The 24,583-nt window shown below is 39.2% G+C and carries 14 protein-coding genes; 7 read left to right on the top strand and 7 right to left on the bottom strand.

Features of this window, described 5'->3' with window-relative positions; translation table 11 throughout:
- Positions 1–45 precede the first annotated feature (45 nt).
- Positions 46–5,004, top strand: coding sequence for a DEAD/DEAH box helicase (locus V4B17_RS06345; protein WP_455479308.1), 4,959 nt, complete (start codon positions 46–48; stop codon positions 5,002–5,004).
- A gap of 428 nt (positions 5,005–5,432) precedes the next feature.
- Here the strand turns inward: V4B17_RS06345 and V4B17_RS06340 are convergent, their stop codons facing one another.
- From V4B17_RS06340 to V4B17_RS06315, 6 genes are all read right to left on the bottom strand, one after another.
- Positions 5,433–6,101: a YdcF family protein gene (locus V4B17_RS06340; RefSeq protein WP_455479307.1), complete on the bottom strand. Its 669-nt coding sequence runs from the start codon at positions 6,099–6,101 to the stop codon at positions 5,433–5,435.
- Positions 6,102–6,105: 4 nt separating this feature from the next.
- A complete protein-coding gene (locus V4B17_RS06335) occupies positions 6,106–7,059 on the bottom strand; it encodes a cell division protein FtsX (RefSeq protein WP_455479306.1) in 954 nt (317 codons plus the stop codon).
- Complete coding sequence (gene ftsE / locus V4B17_RS06330) at positions 7,052–7,711, bottom strand: cell division ATP-binding protein FtsE (RefSeq protein WP_455465962.1); 660 nt, start codon at positions 7,709–7,711, stop codon at positions 7,052–7,054. The genes V4B17_RS06335 and ftsE overlap by 8 nt, the downstream gene beginning before the upstream one ends.
- A gap of 511 nt (positions 7,712–8,222) precedes the next feature.
- A complete protein-coding gene (gene acs / locus V4B17_RS06325) occupies positions 8,223–10,181 on the bottom strand; it encodes an acetate--CoA ligase (RefSeq protein WP_455479305.1) in 1,959 nt (652 codons plus the stop codon).
- A gap of 1,575 nt (positions 10,182–11,756) precedes the next feature.
- Entirely contained in the window at positions 11,757–11,966 is a 210-nt protein-coding gene (locus V4B17_RS06320) for a hypothetical protein (RefSeq protein ID WP_455479304.1), read from the bottom strand.
- Between the two features lie 1,261 nt (positions 11,967–13,227).
- Positions 13,228–13,935, bottom strand: coding sequence for a YggS family pyridoxal phosphate-dependent enzyme (locus tag V4B17_RS06315; protein ID WP_455479303.1), 708 nt, complete (start codon positions 13,933–13,935; stop codon positions 13,228–13,230).
- Positions 13,936–14,095: 160 nt separating this feature from the next.
- On the opposite strand from V4B17_RS06315, the gene leuS reads away from it, so the two are divergent.
- Both leuS and lptE read left to right on the top strand, forming a co-directional pair.
- Entirely contained in the window at positions 14,096–16,738 is a 2,643-nt protein-coding gene (gene leuS / locus V4B17_RS06310) for a leucine--tRNA ligase (protein WP_455479302.1), read from the top strand.
- Positions 16,725–17,315, top strand: coding sequence for an LPS assembly lipoprotein LptE (lptE, locus tag V4B17_RS06305; protein WP_455479301.1), 591 nt, complete (start codon positions 16,725–16,727; stop codon positions 17,313–17,315). Before leuS ends, lptE begins: the two co-directional genes overlap by 14 nt.
- On the opposite strand, the gene fsa is transcribed toward lptE, so the two are convergent.
- Positions 17,312–17,965: a fructose-6-phosphate aldolase gene (gene fsa, locus V4B17_RS06300; protein ID WP_455479300.1), complete on the bottom strand. Its 654-nt coding sequence runs from the start codon at positions 17,963–17,965 to the stop codon at positions 17,312–17,314. The two genes, lptE and fsa, sit on opposite strands and share 4 nt — an antisense overlap.
- A gap of 713 nt (positions 17,966–18,678) precedes the next feature.
- On the opposite strand from fsa, the gene V4B17_RS06295 reads away from it, so the two are divergent.
- The 4 genes from V4B17_RS06295 to V4B17_RS06280 all read left to right on the top strand — a co-directional run bounded on the left by V4B17_RS06295 (position 18,679) and on the right by V4B17_RS06280 (position 24,581).
- Entirely contained in the window at positions 18,679–20,916 is a 2,238-nt protein-coding gene (locus V4B17_RS06295; protein ID WP_455479299.1) for a primosomal protein N', read from the top strand.
- Positions 20,917–21,529: 613 nt separating this feature from the next.
- Positions 21,530–22,114, top strand: a complete 585-nt coding sequence (atpH, locus tag V4B17_RS06290; protein WP_455479298.1) for an ATP synthase F1 subunit delta — start codon at positions 21,530–21,532, stop codon at positions 22,112–22,114.
- Positions 22,114–23,649 carry a F0F1 ATP synthase subunit alpha gene (gene atpA, locus V4B17_RS06285; protein WP_455479297.1) on the top strand — a complete coding sequence of 512 codons (1,536 nt, stop codon included), beginning with the start codon at positions 22,114–22,116 and terminating at the stop codon, positions 23,647–23,649. Before atpH ends, atpA begins: the two co-directional genes overlap by 1 nt.
- 20 nt (positions 23,650–23,669) lie before the next feature.
- Positions 23,670–24,581 (top strand): F0F1 ATP synthase subunit gamma, encoded by a 912-nt coding sequence (locus V4B17_RS06280; protein WP_455479296.1) that lies wholly within the window; start codon positions 23,670–23,672, stop codon positions 24,579–24,581.
- The last annotated feature ends 2 nt before the right edge of the window (positions 24,582–24,583 follow it).

The following is a 24,583-nucleotide window of genomic DNA, read 5'->3' as shown; positions in this document are numbered from 1 at the left end:
ACGGTAGTTGAAGGCATATTAAACGCGGGGATAATTGGGGGGAGCATGACGCTACAATCGCTTTTACAGATATATCGTGATGAAGCACGTACTGAACGAGACAAAGGTACATATTTTGAGCGTTTTGCTTTTGCTTATCTGACACATGATCCCCTTCAGTTTAAACAGTATGAAAAGGTTCAAACCTTTAAAGATTGGGCTCATGAAAATGGTTGGGATGGTCGTGATACCGGTATCGATCTTGTGGCAAAGATTCGTAATGAAGATGGTTTTGCGGCAATCCAATGTAAATTTTATGATGCAGCCTATCGGATTAAAAAAGCAGACATTGATAGTTTTATTTCAGCATCAGGTAAGGCTCCGTTTAAGCGGCGTATTATTATGGATAGCACTGAAAATGCTTGGAGTGAAAACGCTGAAACAATGATACGAGGGCAGGATATTCCCGTTATACGGATTAATCTTTCCAATATGCAAGAAAGTCCGATCCATTGGGAAATCTTTGCAGCCAAAAGCAAAGTTGTGTTGGAGGATAAAAAGAAACTCCGTCCACACCAGTTGGAGGCATTGCATTGTGTGCGGGCTGGACTCACTGAAACAGATCGTGGCAAGCTCATCATGGCTTGTGGTACTGGTAAGACATTTACCAGTCTTAAGATTGCTGAGGACTTAGCGGGTAAAGGGAAGTTTGTCTTGTTTCTTGTGCCATCCTTGGCTTTGATGTCACAGACGGTACGTGAATGGACAACGGATGCAGAAATCGGATTACGATCCTTTGCTGTATGTTCTGATGTACAGGTTGGAAAGCGCCGTAAACGTAGTAATGATATTGCCGAAATTGATGTGTTTGATCTTGTTTTTCCGGCAACAACTGATGCTGCTAAACTCGCAGAACGCGCGAAAGACGGTGTCGTAGATGAGATGACCGTTGTGTTTGCAACTTATCAATCCATTCAGGTGATTGCTGATGCTCAGAAACAGCATGGTTTTCCAATATTTGATCTTATCATTTGTGATGAGGCTCATCGTACAACAGGTGCAACGCTGGTAGGAGAGGATGAATCCAATTTTGTTAAGGTGCATTCTAATGACGTTATTCGTGCTAAGAAGCGCCTTTATATGACAGCAACACCACGCATTTTTGGTGATAATGCAAAAAGTCGTGCGAATGAAGCGAATGCGGTTCTTGCTTCGATGGATGATGAAAAGCTCTTTGGAAAAACACTTTTTTATCGTGGTTTTTCATGGGCAGTACAAAATAATCTTTTAACCGACTACAAGGTTATTGTATTAGCAATGGACGAGAAACTTGTGAGTTCGGCTGTGCAGAAGCGTCTTAGTGATGCCCAATCTGAACTTGTCCTTGATGATGCAACCAAGATTATTGGGTGTTATAAGGCGCTCACCAAAAAAGATATAAAATCTGATGTTGGTGCTGATCTATATCCCATGCATCGTGCTTTGGCATTTTGTAGAGACATTCGAAGTTCCAAATTAATTCGTGATGAATTTTCTGCAGTTGTCAAAGAATATCTTGATTATAGCAAAGAGGATATTGAAAATGGGCACTCTCTGAAGTGTGAAATTGAGCATGTTGATGGCACTTTTAATGCGAAGGAGCGTGGTGCATTGCTCGATTGGCTGAAAGCTGATGGTGGTGATGATGTTTGTCGTATTTTGACCAATGCCCACTGTTTGTCTGAGGGAGTGGATGTTCCAGCTCTTGATGCGATCATTTTTTTAAATCCACGGAAGAGTCAGATTGATGTTGTTCAGTCGGTTGGGCGTGTGATGCGTCGCTTTGAAGGCAAAAAGATGGGGTATGTCATTCTGCCAATTGGTATTCCTTCTGGTATTCCAGTTGAACAGGCTTTAAACAATAACGAGAAATATCGAGTTGTTTGGCAAATTTTGAATGCTTTGCGCGCGCATGATGATCGTTTTGATGCTACGATTAATAAGGCATCTTTAGGGCAAGATGTGAGCAATGTGATTGAGATTATTGGTGTCACTCAAAGCACTGAGTTAAAGGCTGTTACTGCTGTTGTAGAAGATCTTCCTATTCGGTTACAACCTGCACAATCGGGAATTGGAACACCGGAGTATGATTTTACGATTACAGAAAATGTACAAGGGGAGTTTTCTTTCTCTGTAGATGAGCTTTCTCGCGCGATAATGGCAAAGATCGTCAAAAAATGCGGTACGCGTGATTATTGGGAAGATTGGGCGAGTAACATTGCTGAGATTGCTAAGAATCATATTACGCGCTTAACGGGCATTTTATCTGATCCAGATACTGAGGTGCGTCAAGCATTTGACAAATTTGTAGCAGAACTGCGTGATGACTTAAACGATGCTGTTACAGAGACTGATGCGATTGAGATGTTGGCACAGCACATCATTACGCGCCCTGTATTTCAGGTGTTGTTTGAAGGATATCAGTTTACGCATAAGAATCCTGTATCGCGTGCTATGCAGTGTATGCTCGATGTGCTTGATGAAGCGAATCTTGATAGGGAATCCAAAGATCTTGAAAATTTTTACGCAAGTGTAAAATTACGAGCAAGTGGAATTACGGATCTAAAAGCAAAACAGAAGTTGATTGTGGAACTTTATGATAAATTTTTCCGTAACGCTTTTCCACGCACTGTGGAAAAACTAGGAATTGTTTATACGCCCATTGAGATTGTGGATTTTATTATCCACTCAGTGAATGAGGTATTACAGGCTGAATTTGGGCAAACGCTTGGCTCATCGGGTATTCACATCATGGATCCCTTCACGGGAACGGGGACGTTTATCACGAGGCTTTTACAGTCTGGATTTGTAAAACCAGAGGAAATGAAACACAAATTTTGTCATGAGATTCATGCCAATGAAATCATGCTTTTAGCGTATTATATTGCAGCCATTAATATTGAGACGACGTATCATAGTCTTATGGGGGGAGATTATGTCCCGTTTAGGGGAATCTGTTTGACCGATACTTTCCAACTTTATGAGCAAGAAAAAGACCTGATTAGTGATTTGCTGATGGATAATAGTACACGTTGTTCGCGCCAGAAGGAACTGGATATTCGTGTGATTGTTGGTAATCCCCCTTACTCTACTGGACAAAAAAATGAAAACGACAATGCAAAGAATATCAGTTATCCTAAATTGGATAGTCGTATTCGTGAGACTTATGCCGCTCAATCCAAAGCGAGCAATGTTAATGGGCTTTATGATAGTTACATTCGTGCCATTCGGTGGGCAAGTGATCGCATAAAAGATTGTGGTGTTATTGGTTTCGTTACCGGTTCTGGTTATGCTGAAAAATTAGCAATGGATGGTTTGCGAAAAAAATTGAATGAAGAATTCTCGAGCATTTATATTCTTAATTTGCGGGGAGATATTCGCAAAAATATGTTGAGCAAAGGGTGTGCTCAAGAGGGGCAAAACGTTTTTGGAAATGGAAGTATGACAGGGATTGCTGTGACATTGTTTATCAAAAATCCAGATGCTGCTGAGCATGGTAAAATCTATTATCATAACATTGGTAACAATCTCACAACAAAGGAAAAACTTTTTGCACTTCAACGTCTTGGCAGTGTTGGTGGCATCAAGCGTGAACATGGTTGGCAGACTATTACACCAGATGAGTATGGTGATTGGCTGGATCAGCGCAACAGTGATTTTGAAAAATTTTTAGCCTTAGGCGATAAAAAGGGTAATGACAAAAAACTCTTTGAAACTTTTTCTTGTGGTATTTCAACTGGTCGTGACACTTGGGCATATAACGCAAGTCGTGAAGCTTTAGCAAAGAATATGAGAAATATGGTTGCCTTCTATAATAGTGAAGTAGAACGTTTTAATGCTGCACATCTCCACTTTGACCGAAAGGCACGTGCAAATTCTGTGAATGATTTTGTCAATACAAATGCTAGAAAGATTAGCTGGAGTCGTAGTCTTAAAGAAGAATTAATAAGGGGAAAATTTTCCGAATTTGAAAATAATTGCTTAGTTCAAAGTCTTTATCGTCCTTTTACAAGGCAGTGGCTCTATTATAACCGTACTTTTAATGAAATGGTTTATCAAATTCCACGTATATTTCCTTTAGAGGAAGCAGTTGAAAATAGGGTCATACAAGTTACAAGCAAGGGAGCAAGAAGTGGCTTTTCTGCTCTTATGATTAAGGATTTGTCTAATTCTGCTACAATGGATGCTAGCCAATGTTTTCCACGGTATATTTATGAAAATGCTGAGTCCTTAGAAGATAAAAAGGAGAGCCAAATTCATTTATTTGAAAATTTTGCAGAGCAAACCAAGAGAGCTGGCTTACAGCGGCGTGATGCAATTAGTGATGAAGGGTTGGCATATTTTAAGGCAGCTTATCCTGATGCAATGATTACGAAGGAAGATCTTTTTTATTATGTTTATGGGGTATTGCATTCTGAGGATTATCGTGTGCGTTATGCGCATAATCTGTCTAAACAATTGCCGCGTATTCCAACTGTTAAAAAGGTAGAGGACTTTTGGGCTTTTGTTACAGCTGGTCGAAAAATTGGTGATTTGCATATGAATTATGAAAATGTTGAGCCATATCCTGTTACATATAAACAAGGTGATCCAAGCACTTGGAATATTTCTGATGAGGTGAGTTTTTATCGTGTTGAAGCAATGAAATTTGCTGGCAAACGCGGTGAACTTGATAAAAGCACCGTGATTTATAATGCGCAGATCACTATGCAAAATATTCCGCTTGAAGCTTATGATTATGTGGTGAATGGTAGGCCTGCTCTCGAATGGATTATGGAGCGACAGGTTATCAAAACTGATAAAGCGAGCGGTCTTGTCAATGATGCTAATCGCTATGCTGTTGAAACAGTTGGTAATCCAGCCTATCCCTTAGAATTGTTTCAACGAATTATTACTGTAAGTTTAGAAACAATGAAAGTTGTTCGCAGTCTTCCAAAATTAGAAGTTAGGGAGATTGAAAATGTTAACTTATCCATTGTGACGTAAAACAGCATCTTTTGGGGTGTGGTGATAAAACAGCATCGATAGAAGGCTTGTGATAAGGATTATGGAAACTTTCTACACGAAGTGTTTTTAGCAAGTGTGGTAGAATATTTAGGGCAAAGATTGCTTATCAATCCTTATGGGGTGAACAGCGGTGTATGGTCAAAAAGTGGAACCTATTAGACAAGAAGCTGTATTGTTTAAAAAAACGGAGAAGATTAAGAAGCTTTATTTTTTAGGATGAATAGGAGCCCAATACTTCTTAGAAGCAATCAAAACTACTCGCTTACATCTCATAAGTTGAGTTGCTTTTGGGTACTAAAGAAAGGCGTAAAGACGCCTTTTGTGAACGATCTCAAGTCCTTACAGTTGTAACATTTCGCTTGACAAAGAGCAATGATGTTGCTTGTGGAAAATTAGGAGGGAAAAGACTAGAATACGGTTCTTATGTATACTTGAATTGTTTTGATATATTGAAATATAAGAATACGTATCTGATTGATTTGTTGTATTACGCTTTCATCGCCACTCTTTTTAACAGGGTAGGCAATAAAATTGACTTCAGGCATGAGATATTTAAGCTCACGCAAAGAGCGCCACATGTGGTAATCATGGGTGATGATATAAGCTGTTTTGTAGTGATATTTTTTGATCCAAGCCGCGCTTTCTTCAGCATTTTCTTTTGTATTCGTTGCTTTATGACCGATGTCAACGCAACAGGTGAAGAGCTTTGGTGTAATATGCCTGCTGTGTTGTAGGTTTTGGAGATTGATTGTGGTGTTCACTCCACTAATCAAAAGGCGCGAACCAAGTCTCTTTTGTAAGAGATTTAGCCCTGTCTCTATTCGGTTTTCTCCTCCTGTAAAAACAATGATTGCATCTGCTTTTGGTAAAGGATTTGGTGGTTGAAGTTGTTCGGTTTTTTCAGAAAAAATAACGAAATCAATATAAAAAAAGAGGGTGATTATTAAAAGGGAAAATGCTGTTGGGGGCAGATAGCGAAACAAGTGGCCTGGATGCCGTAGATTGGTGCGCCCATAGAGAGGTTGCTCTTGATTATATTGTATCAGCGATTGAGAATTATATGAGTTATGGGTCATAAAATTAAAATAAGCCGTCTTCACATTGATCAATTTTTTTAAGTTGTGCCAAAATAGTTATGCGGTTTGTAAACATGGTCAGAAAAGAAACGAAAAAAATAAGGCCGATAATTTTTCCATAAGGAATGGAACTTATGGAAAAATGTCCAAACAAAGCGGTGACTTGGTTGGCTTCTATTGTTCCTATGTTATAATTTGTCCAAAAGCCAAAAGCGGCAAACAGCAATGCGCTTGCAGCACCACCGTATAATGCACCGCGGAGTGCTGTTTTGAAAAAATGCCAATCAAATTGTCGTGCAATGAAAAGAGTTTCAGTGCCGAGGAAGTAGAGGACATTGATAATATGCGCATTCTCTGCCAATGCATTGCGTGTGGAAAAAATAACCGTGAGTATAAGTGAGCTTAGAACCAGTATTAAAATTGAAAAACCAATAAAAATAGTTGTGTGTGTCATTGTTGTAAAACGATTTATCCAAGCACGGTGATCATCAAACTGGCCTCCTGGAATTTGGGTTTTTATGGCGTGATTAATGGCACGAAAGTCGATTTCTTCTTTTTCGTTTAGTGTTACGATGATAAGGCGAGGAAGAGGTAATTCATTTAAGGTTAAACCTGCACCAAGCCATGGTTCTAGTAATTTTTCAGTGGTTTTTTGATCAACAATTTTGGCGTTTTCTACACCATGAAATGTTTTAACCAAATTAACCGCATCATGAAGAGCTTTTTCAATGTTGATATTTTCAATGGGGCGTATTTGTATCGTTGCTTCATAGCTAATCTGATTACTCCAATTTTTAGCAGCACGCTGCACAAAATCAACACCGATCAATGTTAGGCTGGAGAGAAATGTCATAATAGCAATCACTGCAATGAGTGCTTGTCCAGAAATGTTGCCGCTGGGAATAATAGCAGTTGTATTTTTTTTATTGCTTGTAAAAATTGAGAAAGATTTATTCATGAATTGTCATCCGTCCATTATGGAGAAGCATGCGCCGTGCTGCGACCTGTTCCATCAGTGCGATATCATGAGTGGCGATGACGACCGCTGTTCCAAAACGATTTAATTCAATAAACAAGCGGAGCAAACGTTTTGCTAAAGGTGGATCAACATTTCCTGTTGGTTCATCAGCCAGAAGGATTTCAGGTTGATCAATGAGCGCACGTGCAATCGCTACCCTTTGTTTCTCACCACCGGAAAGAACTGGTGGTAAAACATGAATATGATCTCCAAGACCTACCCAACAGAGAAGATCTTCAACTTCACTGCGATAAGTTGCTTCTTCTTGTCCTTTAATGCGTAAAGGTAAAGAGACATTTTCATAGGTGGTCATGTGATCGAGGAGACGAAAATCTTGAAAGACAACACCTATACGTTGTCGTAGTGCGGGGAGCTCTTGTCGTTTGAGTAATGCTGTATCTGTTCCGAATAGATCAATATGACCACGGGTGGGTTTAAGCGCCAAAAACATAAGACGCATTAACGATGTTTTCCCTGCGCCAGAGGCACCGGTCAGAAATTGAAATGATCCGGGAGGAATATGAAAGCTAATATCACGAAGAACTTCGGGGCCCATTCCGTAGCGCAGTCCAACATTTTCAAAATGAATCACTTTTCGTTACCACTTCTGCTTTTATAGTGTATCATCCTAGGGATTTTTTCTCCCATTGCGTGAGGATTTTGGTTGTTTTCATACTTTACTATTTTCAATATTTTCTTTCATCGTTTCCAATTTACTATTAAGAAATATTGTTTTTAAGAATATTATCAATTATCGTGTTCCCCCTCATTTCATTTTTATCTATGATTTTAGCAAGAATTCCAAGGTGTTTCTAGCAGAAACGAAAAATCTAACACGTCCGTTTTTGATTCAGCAATGGTCTTTCATGTTTGGTGGTTGGCAAAGGTTATTTTACTTTTTTCAGATTTTTTTAGTATTCATACTTCATAATTTGAACGTTTTGCTTCAACCTTTTTTGATTTGTTATTGAGAAAAATTATCTCTTTTCAGAGAGATTGAGTAGTTTTATGCGATGCTTTTTTTTACTTTTATCGGCGACTTTGGCAAGAATGCAGAGATAGCTCTGGCAGTAATGATAAAGTCACCATTGGTGTTTTTCAAATTAATCAGTTGTTTCTCTATTTTTGCGGTTGGCAATAAGATCGTCAATGACTTGTGGTTCGGCAAGGGTTGAAACATCTCCTAGATTATCAAAATTGTTTTCAGCAATTTTTCGCAAAATACGTCTCATAATTTTTCCCGACCGTGTTTTTGGAAGTTGCGGGGCAAACTGAACTTTATCCAATGTGGCTATGGAACCAATTTCTTTTCTGACGTGTCGAATAAGGTCTTTATGCAATTCTTCACTAGCCGATGTTCCTTCCATTAAAGTGACAAAACTATAAATACCCTGTCCTTTAGTGGGATGAGGATATCCGACAACAGCTGCTTCTGAAACAGTGGGGTGAGAAACAAGCGCTGATTCAATTTCAGCTGTTCCTAGCCTATGTCCAGAGATATTGAGAACATCATCAACCCGTCCCGTAATCCAATAATAGCCATCGTTATCGCGTTTGCAGCCATCGCCTGTAAAATACTTTCCCTCATATGTGGAAAAATATGTTTGAATAAAGCGCTCATGGTCATTGTAGAGAGTGCGCATTTGACCCGGCCATGAGTCAATAATGCAAAGATTCCCTTCTGCTTCACCTTCTAGAATATTTCCTTTTGCATCAACTAGTTGTGGTTGAATACCAAAGAATGGACGTGTGGCTGATCCTGCTTTTAAGTTTGTTGCACCAGGTAGGGGCGTGATCATATGACCTCCTGTTTCTGTTTGCCACCATGTGTCGAGAATAGGGCACCGGCTATCCCCCACTGTATGATAAAACCACTCCCATGCTTCTGGATTAATGGGTTCACCTACGGTACCTAAAATACGTAAGGATGTTCTTGAAAAGCGTTTGACAAATGAATCTCCTGCGCCCATTAATGCACGAATAGCAGTTGGTGCGGTGTAGAACGTATTGACTTTATGTTTATCGACAATTTCCCAAAATCTGCCCCTGTTGGGAAAAGTTGGTGTACCTTCAAACATTAAAGTAGTAGCACCATTGCATAAAGGCCCATAAACTAAGTAAGAATGACCAGTGATCCAGCCAATATCAGCAGTACTCCAATAAATTTCACCAGGATGATAATCAAAAACATATTTATGTGTCATCGATGCGTAAACAAGATAGCCAGCTGTTGTATGCAAAACACCTTTAGGTTTACCCGTTGAGCCTGAGGTATAAAGAATAAAAAGTGGATCTTCAGCATTCATCTTTTCTGCTGGACAGTCCGTTTTGGCGTGTGGAATTTCCTCGTGGTACCAAAAATCACGTTCTTCTACCCAATGAATTTTTCCACAAGTACGCCGTATGACCATGACTTTATCTACATGCACATTCTGTCGGGCTGCTATGTCAATAGCGTGGTCAACATTGTCTTTTAAGTTGATATGTTTTCCTCCACGAAAGCCTTGATCAGCAGTAATGACGAAAGTCGATGCGCAATCAACAATACGTCCTGCTATTGCTTCAGCAGAAAATCCGGCAAAAATAACTGAATGAATGGCACCAATGCGGGCGCAGGCTAGCATGGCGTAAATGGCTTCCGGGATCATGGGTAGATAAATGGTAACCTTGTCGCCTTTTTTTACGCCGTGCTTCTTTAAGATATTGGAAAAACAACAAACATATTTATAAAGCGCATTATAAGTTATTTTTCTGTCATGATAAGGGTTGTCCCCTTCCCAAATCAGTGCGATGTCATCACCATGGTTTTTTAAATGGCGATCAATGCAGTTATAGGCAACATTTGTTATTCCATCTTCATACCATTGTATTGATACATTTCCATTAAAGGAAGTGTTTTTTACTTTTGTATAAGGTTTAAACCATTCAATGCATTTGCCATGTTTTGCCCAGAAGGTTTCTGGGTCATTGATGCTTTCTTGATACCATTGTTGATAGGTCTCTTCGTTTATAAGCGCATTTTTTCTGATATTGGCTGGTATTGGATAAATTTTTTCAGGCATAGGTTCCCTCCATTATAATTTATTATTTGGAAAAATCAGCCGCTATATTTTTGTGTTTTTTAGCAGAACTTCTCCAAAGAGCTCTTTATTCAAGAAAAAGCCTCTTAAGATTAGACTAATTTACAAAGGTTTGCACAGTCAATTTTTAAAATCAGCTCTGTTTGTCTTTGCGTTTATATTTTTAGAGAGCTTTTTTATGCCGTTTTAAGGCGCTAAAGTGCGATAGAGCATATCATCATAAAGAGATGTAAATTTGTATAAAAATACAAAAAGAGCGTATTGCTGTAGAGAGATTTTTATAAGCCGAGAAAGAAATTAAAGTTTAAAAATAACTTGATATAAAGGTTGAAAATAGATGGGATGAGGGTGTTCTTAGGTTATCTGCATATTTGTAAAATCATCTTCGAAGGGCGAATATTGCCGTGCTGCAGGTTTATTATTTCCATAAATGTAAAAAATACTAACATCCAGTATTTTGCTGTTATACCATTCGCTGAATATGCTGGGAGATGAAGTTGGGAGATGAAGCTGGAAGTAAGGAGAGATATCTTTTTGGGAGTAAGGAGAGATATCTTTTAAAGATCCATATAGGCTGCGAATAAATTGAAAAGCTAAAATAAATTTCTTGCTTGTTTTTTGGGAAAGGGAACTCTCAAATGAGGTATCCGATTAGACACGCCCTAAAAATATTACCTTTTAAAGCAGTAGTGGAGTGTAATGTATAATTCATCGATTTGACTATTTTTTAATTTTGTTTTCTTTTTTTAAACAAAATATTGTAAATAAAGCATATAAATACCTCGCAAATAATACGGATATGATAGATAGTTTTTAATTATAAACAAATTTTTTATAAAAATAATAAAAATATTAATTAAGTATAATAATTTTTATAACTATTTAATTCATTTATATAGAAATTTAATAGTAAAATATACTGTTATTATTAATAATTTTATCATAATTGTTTTAATATTATTATTTAAATTATAAACATAATTAAAAAATAAAACAAAACTAAATTATATATAAATATTTATCTTAACAAAGACATAATAATATAAAAAATATTCATTATCAATATATATTGATAAATAAATATATATTGATAAAAATTTCAGTTATAACATCAAACATCAAACATCAAACATCAAACATCAAACATCAAACATCAAACATCAAACATCAAACATCAAACATCAAACATCAAACATCAAACATCAAACATCAAACATCAAACATCAAACATCAAACATCAAACATCAAACATCAAACATCAAACATCAAACATCAAACATCAAACATCAAACATCAAACATCAAACATCAAACATCAAACATCAAACATCAAACATCAAACATCAAACATCAAACATCAAACATCAAACATCAAACATCAAACATCAAACATCAAACATCAAACATCAAACATCAAACATCAAACATCAAACATCAAACATTGAATATTCATTTGAAATACGAATTTGAATATATGTATTTGGTAAATATCTTTATACAGAATATTGATTTTAAGTATATCTTGTTGATAATTTTTTACAAATTAATATTAGCACTCTTACCAGTGAGTGTGGCCATGACAGTCTATAGCTTTATCTACAAGTTCTGTAACGAATCCTGCTATTTTGCCACCTCTATAGCCTGAGTGCACGCCCATTACAGCGTCTGTTGCTGCATCCCACGGTTTAGCTATTTGGCCTTCCCATGTACTGCTGATAGCTCCTCCAATTGCACAGGAAATTCCTATTATTGTTTTTTCTCTCTTCACGGCATAGCAACAGCCTTGGATGCCATACGCTGTAGATCAATTCGTTGAGTGTGGATCTCTATGTGAGCTTGAACTATCCATCTTTGTTTTCCTGTTTCGCTATTATTAGCTATTTATAAGAATGTGTTATCATGATAGATGAAAATGCTTATCACTTCTTTTAATATGTAAAACATAATTTTAAAAAATAGTAATAAAAATATGTATAAATAAATATAATGTATTTTTTATTTATAATACTATCAATAATGACATTGATTATAATTTTTTTAGCAAAATAATAAAAGTAAATAGGCAATGCTAAAAAATTGGTATTTTTCTCTTGATTCAGAAATACTACAAAGAAATATATTTGTACTGTTATTAAATACAGTTTCGTTGTTTTTTGTGTACACGCATTGGGTAATCTTTTTTATTTTTTAGGCGATTGTTGACCGTATTTTGCTCTTCCAGCATGCAGAAAGCTTTTATGTTACGCTTGGTCGTTATGATTGCTATCCATGTTGCTTAGCGTGGTTCTTTGCACTTGCTTTTATGGGTATTTTAGAGGTTTATTTGGCTTATCGGTTTAGATGCGAATTTGGGTGCAGAATTTGCATCCATGTTTTAAGTTTCTCCTTATCTGTTTTGCGCACTTGGTAAGTGTGTGGGGAATTGTTTATGTGGGTTGGAGAGGTTGATACAATTCGTGGTTTTTAATGGAAATTATTGTACAACTGTGTTGATTTTTTTCGCGATCATTTAGCTTTCAATATTCTTTTCCATGAGTGTATAATGCATCTTTATTGTTCTCATTGATTTTGTCTTGGGGACAGGAAATGATTGATGATAGTAAAAGTGTTGATTTTTATCTCACTATAGACGGTACAAAATCAAATTAACCGGAAAAAATAATAATTATTTAAAAAAATATTTAACTTGGAAAATCTTATAACAAAATTATTCCTTAACAAAGGTGACGACAAATAAAAATCTCTTTGGTTGCAATAGAGAACCTAAAATAGGAGTAACATTGGGGATTGAAGCCAATGTCAAAAAAGTGAATTGCAAAATTTAAAAAGCAGACAAAATACACAAATTTGCATTTTGGCACTTCTTTAGATGTGGAAACAATGGATAAACTTATATCAACTAAACCTGTTAATACTAAGAATGTCCGTAAAATTAGGAATTTAAAAAATGGCAAGAGGAAAAAAAGTTTAAGCAGAAAGAAAACAATTTTGCCGCACAGTGGGTTCTTTGCATTTCAGTAAAACTAAATTCATACAGGGCGCGTTCCAAATAAAGCGGAGCCAATGCGAAGCACGTTAGAGCCAAATTGAAGAGCTGTTTTAAAGTCATTAGACATGCCCATTGAAAGTTTTGGGAGACCCGCTTTTTTTGCTAGTTTTGCCAATAGCGCGAAATAGGGACCGGGATTCTCTTGTACGGGGGGAATTGCCATAAGACCGATTATATCAAGTCCATAGTGATTTTTGCATTGGTCGACAAAAGATGTCACTTCTTGTGGTGCGATACCATTTTTTTGCGCCTCTAGACCAATGTTGACTTGAATATAGCAGGGAAGATGTTTTTTTTGTTTTTCCATTTCTTTAGCTAAGTTTTGGGCTATTTTTTCGCGGTCAACGGTTTGGATAACATCAAAAATTTTTACTGCATCTGCTGTTTTATTCGATTGTAGGGAACCGATGAGGTGGAGTTCAATGGTTGCAAATTGTTTGCGTAGTTTAGGCCATTTTTCAGCAGCTTCTTGCACACGGTTTTCTGCAAAAAGACGCTGACCTGCTTGTAAAAGGGGGTGTATGTTATCTGCAGAGACCGTTTTTGAAACAACGATAAGTTCAACATCATCTAAGGGATGATTGTAGTTTTGACATGTTTCAGCAATGTCTTTTTGAAGGTTTTTCCACGCTTCAACACAAGAAGTATGAGGGGAAGGGACATCAGTAGAAGTATTTGCTGTACTCATCTTTTTGTACTTTCTATTTTTATTCAGTTATTAGGTGATTGTTTGTTAGAGCCTTGTAAAATACTTAGTAAAATATTTATTGAAAATATTGACGATAGAGTTAATTCGTGGTCAAGCATGAAACAAGCTTTTAGTTCAATTTTTAAAGAGTATCATAAAAATGACGATTGAACATTGTAATTTAGGTGAACGCTATAATCCACGTGCTCGCGAGAAAAAATGGCAAGAAATTTGGGATGAAAAGAAACTTTTTCAGACTGTCCAAGAAGATTGCCGTGAAAAATACTATGTTTTAGAAATGTTTCCTTACCCTTCTGGGCGTATTCACATGGGGCATGTGCGCAATTATGCTATGGGAGATGTCGTTGCTCGCTATAAACGCGCTAAGGGATTTAATGTGTTGCATCCTATGGGGTGGGATGCTTTTGGGATGCCGGCGGAAAATGCCGCTATGCAAAATAAAGTGCATCCCAAAACGTGGACTTATCAGAATATTGCCGTGATGCGTGGGCAATTAAAACAATTAGGACTCTCTCTAGATTGGGCGCGTGAGTTTGCGACTTGTGATGTGCATTATTACCATCGTCAACAAATGTTGTTTCTAGATTTTTATCAGAAGGGCTTGGTTACGCGTAAAGTGGCTAAGGTGAATTGGGATCCCGTTGACCACACTGTTTTAGCAAATGAGCAGGTTGTTGATGGGCGGGGATGGCGTTCTGGCGCATTGGTGGAACAGCGTGAATTGACGCAGTGGTTTTTTAAAATTAGCGATTTTAGTGAAGATCTCTTGGCAGGACTGGAAGAGCTGGAGCAGTGGCCGGAAAAAGTCCGTACGATGCAAAAGAATTGGATTGGGAAGTCACAAGGTGTGCTAATTCGTTGGGCTTTAAAGACGGTGGAGGGTGCTGATGCGGTTTGTGATGCGTTTGATGAGGTTGTCTGTTATTCAACGCGTCCTGATACGATTTTTGGTGCCGCTTTTTTAGCATTGTCTTTTGATCATCCCATTGCACAAGCTTTTGCACAAAAAGACAAAGCGCTCAGCGCCTTTATTGAAAATTGTCGGTGTGGTGGAACGACAACTGCAGCACTTGAAACAGCTGAAAAAAAAGGTTTTCTTATGCCAATTCTGGCTGTTCATCCGTTTGATTCAACGGTACATATTCCCGTTTATATCGCCAATTTTGTCCTCATGGACTATGGAACGGGGGCTGTTTTTGGTTGTCCTGCGCATGATCAGAGGGATTTGGATTTTGCACATAAATATGGTCTTGGTGTGCAGCCGGTGGTTTTACCAAAAGGGGTTGAGAGAGAAGATTTTGTGATTTCTGAAACGGCTTATACTGGTGATGGCGTGATGATCAATTCCAGATTTTTGGATGGTTTGACACCACAACAAGCTTTTGAAGCTGTAACTAAAAGGCTTGAAGGACAAATGCTTGGAGGGCAGCCGCAGGGAAAAAAAACAGTGCAATTTCGATTGCGCGATTGGGGGATTTCGCGGCAACGATATTGGGGATGTCCGATACCGATGATCCATTGTACCTATTGCGGGGTGATTCCTGTGCCACGTGCCGATTTACCGGTTGTATTGCCTGATGATGTAAATTTTGACCAACCTGGCAATCCACTTGAGCGTCATGAAACATGGAAAAAAGTCGCTTGTCCCGCTTGTGGCCAACCTGCTAAACGTGAAACTGATACCATGGATACATTTGTTGACTCCTCTTGGTATTATGCCCGTTTTACTGCACCTTTTGCACAAGAACCTGTCGACAAACAAGCGATCTGCGAATGGTTGCCTGTGCAACAATATATTGGTGGAATTGAACATGCAATTCTTCATCTTCTCTATGCACGTTTTTTTATGCGTGCCATGAAACTTATCGGATATGTGACTGTTGATGAGCCTTTTAAGGGGCTTTTTACTCAAGGTATGGTGGTTCATGAAACGTATCGAGATGAACAAGGATGGGTTTCACCAGAGGATATTTCAATTGTTGAAAAGGATGGCAAACGACAGGCTTATAAATTAACCGATCAAAGCGAGGTGACGATTGGTTTGATTGAAAAAATGTCAAAATCAAAAAAAAATGTTGTCGATCCTGATGAGATTATCGAATCCTATGGAGCTGATACCGTGCGTTGGTTTGTTTTGTCAGATTCTCCTCCTGAACGGGATGTCATTTGGACAGAATCTGGTGTTGAAGGAGCACATCGCTTTGTGCAACGTATTTGGCGCTATGTAGCTTCAGCTGCTCCGGTGTTAAGGGATGTGGAGCCTTGCACTGGGAATCAGGGTGCAGCGTTGGAACTCTCAAAAATAGCCCATCGCACACTTTGCGCGGTGGAAGATGATTTGGAAAAATTTGCTTTTAATCGAGCAATTGCACGCCTTTATGAATTCTTGAATATTATGGCGCCTTTGCTAAATAATCTAGGGAATGTTGAAAATGAGATGAAGGCGTCTTTGCGTCAGGCAATGGATTTTTTTCTTGCTATGATCGCGCCCATTATGCCTCATTTAGCAGAAGAATGTTATGCGGCTTTAGGAGGAAAATCCCTGATTTCTGAGGTTCCTTGGCCCGTTTTTGACCCCGCGTTAACTGTTGAGGAGTGCTACACTTTGCCGGTACAGATTAATGGCAAAAAGCGCGGTGAGATGGTTGTTGCTGCAACCATTGATGAGGAAATGATTGAAGAAGCTGTGTTGGCTCTTGATTTTGTAAAGGCGCAGTTGGCTGGAAAATCGGTGAAAAAAATAATTATTGTTCCAAAAAGGATTGTGAATGTCGTTGTTTAGAAAATTTATTTCTGTAGGCTCAGCCAGTTTTCTCACGCTTTTGTGTGGATGCAGAATTGAACCACTTTATCAGCAGGTCTCGCGGAATTCGATAAAAATAAGTTCTGTGGATTCTATTTTTGATGATTTGTCTCAAAAACAAAAATCTTTGAGTCTTTCCGAAAAATTAGCCTCCATTGTCGTTGCTGAACCTTCAGATCGTTTTGGTCAAATGGTACGCAATCATTTGTTGTTTCTTCTTTATGGAAACGGGCGCAAACCTTCTATTCCAGCTTATCAATTGGTATTGAAAACATCTACGTTTACAAGGGAGTCTGTACAGATAGATGTAGATCTTGAAAAAAAGAGAGAGAGGAGACCTTCGGTTGGAACTGTGATGGGTAAAGTTTCCTATGTTTTGCAAGATATGGAAAATGTTGTTATTGCTGAAAGTACGGTAAGTCTGAGCGCATCTTTTGAACGGCTTCGCCAAGAATATGCAACGATGCAGGCAGAGGAAGATGCACACAAGCATGTGGCTGAGGAGCTTGCTGAACAGATTTTATTGTTGCTTTCAAAAAGTCTTTCAAATCATTAAGCGATATTTTGTCCGGTTTTTTGCCAGTCGCTAGAGAAGCTTTGCAAGCCTTTATCGGTTAAGGGATGTTTGACCAGTGCTTTTAAGATTGCTGGTGGAGCAGTTGCAACATCTGCACCGCTCAGGGCTGCTTCTTTGATATGATTAACGGTGCGGATTGAGGCTGCTAAAATTTGTGTTTCAAAGTTATAATTATCGTAAATTGTGCGAATTTCGTGAAGCAATTCCACACCATCACTTGCGCAATCATCGAGCCTGCCAATAAAAGGTGAAACAAATGTTGCACCTGCTTTGGCGGCTAAAAGGGCTTGGTTAGCAGAAAAACAGAGTGTGAGATTTGTTTTTAATCCTTGTGCTGTGAGGGCTTTACAGGCTTTTAATCCATCGAGCGTTAAGGGAAGCTTGATGCAAATATTATCGGCAATTTTTGCTAAAACAGCTGCTTCATTCATCATGTTTTCAAATTGAGTTGCTGTAACTTCAGCAGAAACAGATCCATTGATGAGAGTACAAATTTCTTTTATCACCTCAAAAATATTACGTCCTGATTTTAGGATAAGGGAGGGGTTGGTGGTGACACCATCAACGAGGTTTAGATTTTGTAATTCTCTTATTTCTTCAATATTGGCGCTGTCTACAAAAAGCTTCATGCTAAATCTCCTTGCCTTTAAACCCGTATTTAAAATCTCAGATGTTTCATTCTGTTTTTAGTTATGCGTTATTGTTTATGGTAAAAGCAAGAGGGAGCATTACCATCTATTATAGGATAAGTTATGATACAAATTTGGAAGGAGAGCGAAATCTGGAAGGGGATTGTTTATACTGTGAGCATTTAAAATGTCCTCGTCTAATGCATAAAATTCCATTTTTGAAGAGCGATGTGAGTTTTTATTTGTTTGCCAATGGGGACTGGTATGTAAAAACGCTTACTGCGGAAAAGGCGTTTTCGATAAGGGGAGAATAGTAAATCAGGCAAATGATTTTTTGCAATGCTGTTACAAAACAAGCGGTGCGAATACTAAATGTGTGCACACAAATTGTATAAAATGATCCGTGTGCAGTCACTATAGAAAATGATGGAACACCTAAATGATGGAACACCTAATAGAGTAATTGTTCCTCTTTTGGTGCTTCTTTTTGCTGTGTATGCTTATCGTTATTGAGTTACATTCATCTGCTATGGGGAAGACGTGACTCTTTTTTTATTGTTTAGTGATGGTTGGTGCATTGGTAAGGTATTGTTAGAAGGTTGAAATGGTGAGTTTCGCAAAGGATTCTTCAGCAATAGATGTTAAAAGATAAGCTGAATGCTGTTTGTAGACGCTATTTGTGTGAAAGATTCGTATAAAATTTGAGACAAAAGATGAAGTCATATGTGACAAAAAATGTGAGAGAAGAGGATGTTAGAGAGGGAAAGATTGTTTCAGTCTTAGTACCTCTGCCTGTTGCTCAGGCTTACAGTTATGAGATGCCATCTGCTATGGAGTGTGAGGTTGGATCTTTTGTTCGTGTTCCGGTAATGGGGCGCCAAGTTTGTGGTATTGTTGTGGATGTTGGAGAACAAGCGACAAAAGATGAGAAAATGACTTCTCCCATGGCGCGTAAAAAACTCCGTTCTCTCCTTCATGTTTTTGATTGTCCGCCGTTAAAGGCTGAGATGATCACGTTTTTGCGTTTTGTGAGCCGCTATACAATGGCGCCTTTTGGTCTTGTTGCACGATTGATTTTATGTGTACCCGCTGCTTTAGAACCTGAAGCACCACTACTGGGTTTACGGTATTGTGGGGGAGATGTGGAACGTTGCACACCAGCACGATTGCGGGTTTTGGAGTTAGTGCGCGATGGTGCGGTTTGGACACGTTCTGGTCTTGCGCATGCAGCGGGAACTTCTATTTCTGTTGTTGAAGGGTTGAAAGCATTAGGAATTTTTGAAGATGTTATGGTGCCAGCACCTGCTCTTGTGGAGATTCCTGATCCTAATTTTTGTCGTCCTCAATTGGAGGGAGCGCAGAATGCAGCAGCGCATCTTTTGCGAGAGGGTGTTTTGTCTTCTCAGTTTCAAGTTTTTTTGCTTGATGGGGTGACGGGGTCAGGGAAGACGGAAGTCTATTTTGAAGCGGTTGCTCAAGCGCTGACCTGTTCTAAGCAGGTTTTGATTTTATTGCCAGAAATTGCTTTAACACAACAATTCTTAGATCGTTTTTACACACGTTTTGGAGCATCAGCGGCAGAGTGGCATTCGGATTTAGCGCCACGTCGTCGGGAGCGGGTGTGGCGGCAAGTTGCAGAAGGGCGGGTGCGGGTAGTGGCGGGAGCGCGTTCGGCACTTTTTCTTCCCTTTCCAGAGCTTGGTTTAATTGTTGTCGATGAAGAACATGATGGTGCTTATAAACAGGAGGAGCGCATTTTTTATAATGCACGTGATATGGCAGTTGCACGAGGCTCTTTTGAGAATTTTTCTGTTATTTTATCTTCAGCTACACCGTCGGTTGAAAGTCAGGCAAATGTTTTGGCAGGGCGTTATCGTCGGGTAAATTTGCCATCGCGTTTTAAAGCGGCAGCACTTCCGCAGTTGCAGGTGGTTGATATGCGTCAGGGCGGTGTGCAAAAAGGGCGTTTTATTTCATTTGCTCTTGAAAATGCTTTGACACAGACTCTCGAGAAGGGTGAGCAGGCACTGCTTTTTCTCAATCGCCGTGGTTATGCACCTTTAACTTTGTGCCGAATTTGTGGGCATCGGTTTCATTGTAGTGATTGTTCAAGTTGGTTGGTTGAGCATCGTTTACAAGGACAGCTCAAATGTCATCATTGCGGTTATCGTCAGACGATTCCAGAAGCGTGTCCTGAATGTGGAACTTTAGACCATCTTGTGGCTTGCGGACCGGGAGTGGAAAGAATCGCTGAAGAAACACAGGGACTTTTTCCACAGGCGCAGTTGATGATTCTCTCAACTGATTTAAAAGGTGGCATTAGTCAATTGCGACGTGAATTGGAAGCAATTGCAAATGGAGATGTTGACATTGTTATTGGGACGCAGTTGGTTGCTAAGGGACACCATTTTCCCAAATTGTCCCTGGTTGGAGTAATCGATGCTGATCTTGGCCTTGCCAATGGCGATTTACGTGCAAGTGAGCGTACCTTTCAACTTTTGTCTCAGGTAACAGGACGAGCAGGGCGTATGGGGTTGAAAAGTTCAGGGTTATTGCAAACCTATCAACCTGATCATCCAGTGATACAAGCTTTGCTGTCACAACAATGTGAGGATTTTTATACACACGAAATTGCTATGCGGCGGCAGCACCATTTGCCACCTTATGGGCGGCTTGCTGCTTTGATTGTCTCTTCAGAAAAACGCCAAATTGCAGAACAGTATGCGCGTGCATTACGCCAAACTGCACCAGGGGAGAAAAATGTCTTGGTCATGGGACCAGCAGAGGCACCCCTGGCTCTTGTACGGGGGCGTTATCGTTTTCGGCTTTTGCTCCAGGGACAACGTTCTTTTGATATGCAAGGGTTTATTCGTACCATGCTTGCAAATGCACCAAAAATGCCTTCTTCGGTTCGGATCCAAATTGATATTGATCCGCAAAGTTTTCTCTGAATACAAAGAGGTATAGTATGGAAGTTCATTTGCTCAAAAAATGCTTTTAAAAAGAGCCTGTGGGAATATTCTCTTGTTGGCGATGCCCTCTTAAAAGAGGGACAATTTTAAGCAAAAAGACAATTTTAAGTAAAAAGATTGGTGGTTTATTTTAAGTGGTTTATTTTAAAGAGAATTCCGTTTTTATTGTTTGCTTATAAGTTTAAAGCGGTGCGTTTCTGGTCTTAAATCTTGGAGTGTCTTTGGGTGGAAGAGCATTTTATGGGGAATGTCCCGTTTTGGTACTAAAGGAGATCATATTGCTTTTCGTTTCAGTTCTCTTATAAAACAACAAGAAAAGAGACTTGAAAAAGCTATCAGAAGGTGCCAAAAAGAGATGTAGAAAAACGAATGGTTCTCTGAAAAATCGTTTTCAAAATTATTTTGAATATTTTATTTAAAAATTTTCAGAAAGCGTTGATTTGGACTGTTGCGAGTTGATTATGTCTATGCTAGAAACCGGGAAGTTTTTTGTTTTGGGTTTTAAGAAAGAGATTCTTAAAATTTAGAATGTCTGTTTCATTATCGTCTGATAATTATCAGAGAGTCGCTCAAGGGAAAGAGGCGGTATTTCGTGTCGGATTCATTTTCTCTTATACCGCTGCCATTGGTGGATCAACGCTATGCGCAAGCGCTTTTTGATTTTGTTCAAGAAGAAGGGGCTGTTGAAACAGTTGAGGAGGCGGTGGCATCTTTTTTGCTTGTCTTGGATAAAAATGAAGACTTAAAACGCTTTGTGGAGAGTCCATTCTTTTCAATAAAAGAACAAGTTGAAGTGATGCATTCTGTTTGTAAGAGCATTAAATTTGCTGATGAGCGTGCTGGTAAAATTGTTGGTAATTTTTTATGGGTTGTTGCGCTAAATCGTCGACTTGGTGCTTTATCTGGTATTTTACATGCTTTTCAACGTCGTGTTGCTCTTTCTCGTGGAGAAATTTCGGTGCGGGTTGTTTCTGCTTGTCCGTTGAGTTCTCAACAAGAACGAAATTTGCGTGTGGCTTTGAAAGGTATCGTTAGGGGAAAAGTTTTGCTGCATATCTTTGTTGATCCAGCAATTCTTGGTGGGTTGATCATTCGTATAGGGTCGTTTCAGATTGATGCGTCTCTTGTAACAAAATTATCTTCGCTTAAGCTTGTATTGAAAAAAGAGGTCAGTTGATGGATATTAGACCATCTGAAATTTCAAAAATTCTCAAAGAACAAATCAAGAACTTTGACCAAAAGGCTGAAGTTTCAGAAGTTGGTTGGGTTCTCTCTGTGGGTGATGGTATTGCCCGTGTGTACGGTTTGGATAATGTCCAAGCAGGAGAGATGGTTTCCTTTTCAAATGATGTACGTGGTATGGCTTTGAATCTGGAAGTTGATAATGTTGGGGTTGTGATCTTCGGATCAGATCGTGATATTCGTGAAGGTGATTGTGTCAAGCGGTTAGGTGCTATCGTCGATGTTCCTGTTGGACCAGCTTTGCTTGGGCGTGTTGTTGATGCACTCGGAAATCCTATAGATGGTAAAGGCCCCATTAAAGCAACAGAGCGTCGTCGTGTCGATGTTAAGGCTCCCGGAATTATTCCACGTCAGTCAGTGCATGAGCCAATGTCAACAGGATTGAAAGCTATTGATGCACTCATTCCCATTGGACGAGGACAGCGTGAATTGGTGATTGGAGATCGTCAAACGGGGAAAACAGCGATTTTGCTCGATACATTTTTAAATCAAAAACCTTTTCATGAAAAAAATGCTGGAAAAGACCAGGACAAAGTGTACTGTATTTATGTTGCCATTGGTCAAAAACGTTCAACAGTTGCGCAATTTGTTAAGGTTTTAGAAGAGCGTGGGGCTCTTGAATATTCCATTATTGTAGCAGCTACAGCTTCTGATCCTGCTCCATTGCAATTTATTGCACCTCTTGCTGGTTGTGCAATGGGGGAATATTTCCGTGACAATGGTCAACATGCTTTGATTGGTTATGATGATCTTTCAAAGCAGGCTGTTGCTTATCGCCAAATGTCTCTTTTGCTTCGCCGTCCTCCTGGCCGTGAAGCTTACCCTGGTGATGTGTTCTATCTTCATTCGCGTCTTTTAGAGCGGGCTGCGAAATTAAATGCTGAGAATGGTTCCGGGTCTTTGACAGCTTTACCGGTCATTGAAACACAGGCGAATGATGTTTCTGCTTACATTCCAACAAACGTGATTTCTATTACTGATGGGCAGATTTTTCTTGAAACCAATTTGTTTTATCAAGGAATTCGTCCTGCTGTAAATGTTGGTCTTTCTGTATCGCGTGTTGGTTCTGCTGCGCAAATTAAGGCAATGAAGCAAGTTGCAGGTTCTATCAAGGGTGAGTTGGCTCAATATCGGGAAATGGCAGCTTTTGCGCAGTTTGGTTCAGATTTAGATGAATCAACTCAGCGTCTTTTAAATCGTGGTGCGCGTTTGACAGAATTGTTGAAGCAGCCGCAATTTTCTCCACTTAAAACTGAAGAACAGGTTGTTGTTATCTTTGCTGGTGTGAATGGTTATCTTGATTCCTTGGTTGTTTCTGATGTTAGTCGATTCGAGCAGGGTCTTCTGACTCTTTTCCGTAATGATCATCAAGATCTTTTGAAGGCGATTGCTGATCACAAACAAATAACCGATGAACTTAAGGATAAATTGATTACTGTTCTTAACACTTACGCGAAGAACTTTTCGTGATGAATTGATGGAATGCTTGAATGGCGTCATTGAAGGATCTTAGAGACCGTATTGCCTCGGTTAAGGCAACGCAAAAGATCACTAAAGCTATGCAAATGGTTGCGGCGGCAAGGTTGCATCGTGCGCAAGAGATGGCTCAGTCCGCGCGTCCTTATGCTCAGCGGATGGCTGCGATTTTAGCTAATGTTTCTGCTGATGTTGATGTGCTTGATGCGCCTCCTCTCATGCGTGGCACTGGTCGAGATGATGTGCATCTTTTGGTGGTGTGTACCGCAGAGCGTGGGTTGTGTGGTGCTTTTAATGTGCAGATTGCACGTCGTGCACGCGAACAGATTAAGGCGCTGCTTTCTGCCGATAAAATCGTTAAAATTTTGACTGTGGGAAAAAAAGGAGCAGATATTTTATCGCGTGATTACAAAGCTTTGATGATTGATCACATTGATTTGCATCTTGTTAAGCGGATTGGTTTTGCAGAGGCGGTAATGATTAGTCAGCGGGTTGTCGATTTGTTTAATAGGGGCGCCTTTGATGTTTGCACCCTCTTTTACTCTGAATTTGTTTCAGTAATTAATCAGCGTCCGACAGCTTTTGGCTTAATTCCTATGGTTTCTCCACAAGAGGGTATTGAAGCAATAGATGTTGTTGAAAAAACGGATAAAAGTGCCGACTTACAGTCGGTTGTTTATGATTATGAGCCTGATGCGGCTTCTCTTTTGGATGCGCTTGTGTCGCGCAATCTCTCAGTACAAATTTTTCAGGCTTTGCTGGAAAATGTTGCTGGTGAAATGGGTGCGAAGATGACTGCTATGGACAATGCATCGCGTAATGCCGGTGAAATGATTAATAAATTGACGGTGGCTTACAATCGTCAGCGTCAGGCACAAATCACGACAGAATTAATTGAAATTATTGCAGGCGCTGAAGCGCTTTAAAT

This window comes from Bartonella sp. B23 (assembly GCF_053793815.1).
The sequence above is the reverse complement of the archived record's forward strand: the minus strand, read 5'-3'. Positions and strand labels throughout refer to the sequence as shown.

Excerpts from the sequence above, each read along its gene's own strand:
- V4B17_RS06345 (WP_455479308.1), top strand. The coding sequence starts at position 46 with ATGACGCTACAATCGCTTTTACAGATATATCGTGATGAAGCACGTACT.
- V4B17_RS06340 (WP_455479307.1), bottom strand. The coding sequence starts at position 6,101 with ATGACCCATAACTCATATAATTCTCAATCGCTGATACAATATAATCAA.
- V4B17_RS06335 (WP_455479306.1), bottom strand. The coding sequence starts at position 7,059 with ATGAATAAATCTTTCTCAATTTTTACAAGCAATAAAAAAAATACAACT.
- acs (WP_455479305.1), bottom strand. The coding sequence starts at position 10,181 with ATGCCTGAAAAAATTTATCCAATACCAGCCAATATCAGAAAAAATGCG.
- V4B17_RS06315 (WP_455479303.1), bottom strand. The coding sequence starts at position 13,935 with ATGAGTACAGCAAATACTTCTACTGATGTCCCTTCCCCTCATACTTCT.
- leuS (WP_455479302.1), top strand. The coding sequence starts at position 14,096 with ATGACGATTGAACATTGTAATTTAGGTGAACGCTATAATCCACGTGCT.
- lptE (WP_455479301.1), top strand. The coding sequence starts at position 16,725 with ATGTCGTTGTTTAGAAAATTTATTTCTGTAGGCTCAGCCAGTTTTCTC.
- fsa (WP_455479300.1), bottom strand. The coding sequence starts at position 17,965 with ATGAAGCTTTTTGTAGACAGCGCCAATATTGAAGAAATAAGAGAATTA.
- V4B17_RS06295 (WP_455479299.1), top strand. The coding sequence starts at position 18,679 with ATGAAGTCATATGTGACAAAAAATGTGAGAGAAGAGGATGTTAGAGAG.
- atpA (WP_455479297.1), top strand. The coding sequence starts at position 22,114 with ATGGATATTAGACCATCTGAAATTTCAAAAATTCTCAAAGAACAAATC.
- V4B17_RS06280 (WP_455479296.1), top strand. The coding sequence starts at position 23,670 with ATGGCGTCATTGAAGGATCTTAGAGACCGTATTGCCTCGGTTAAGGCA.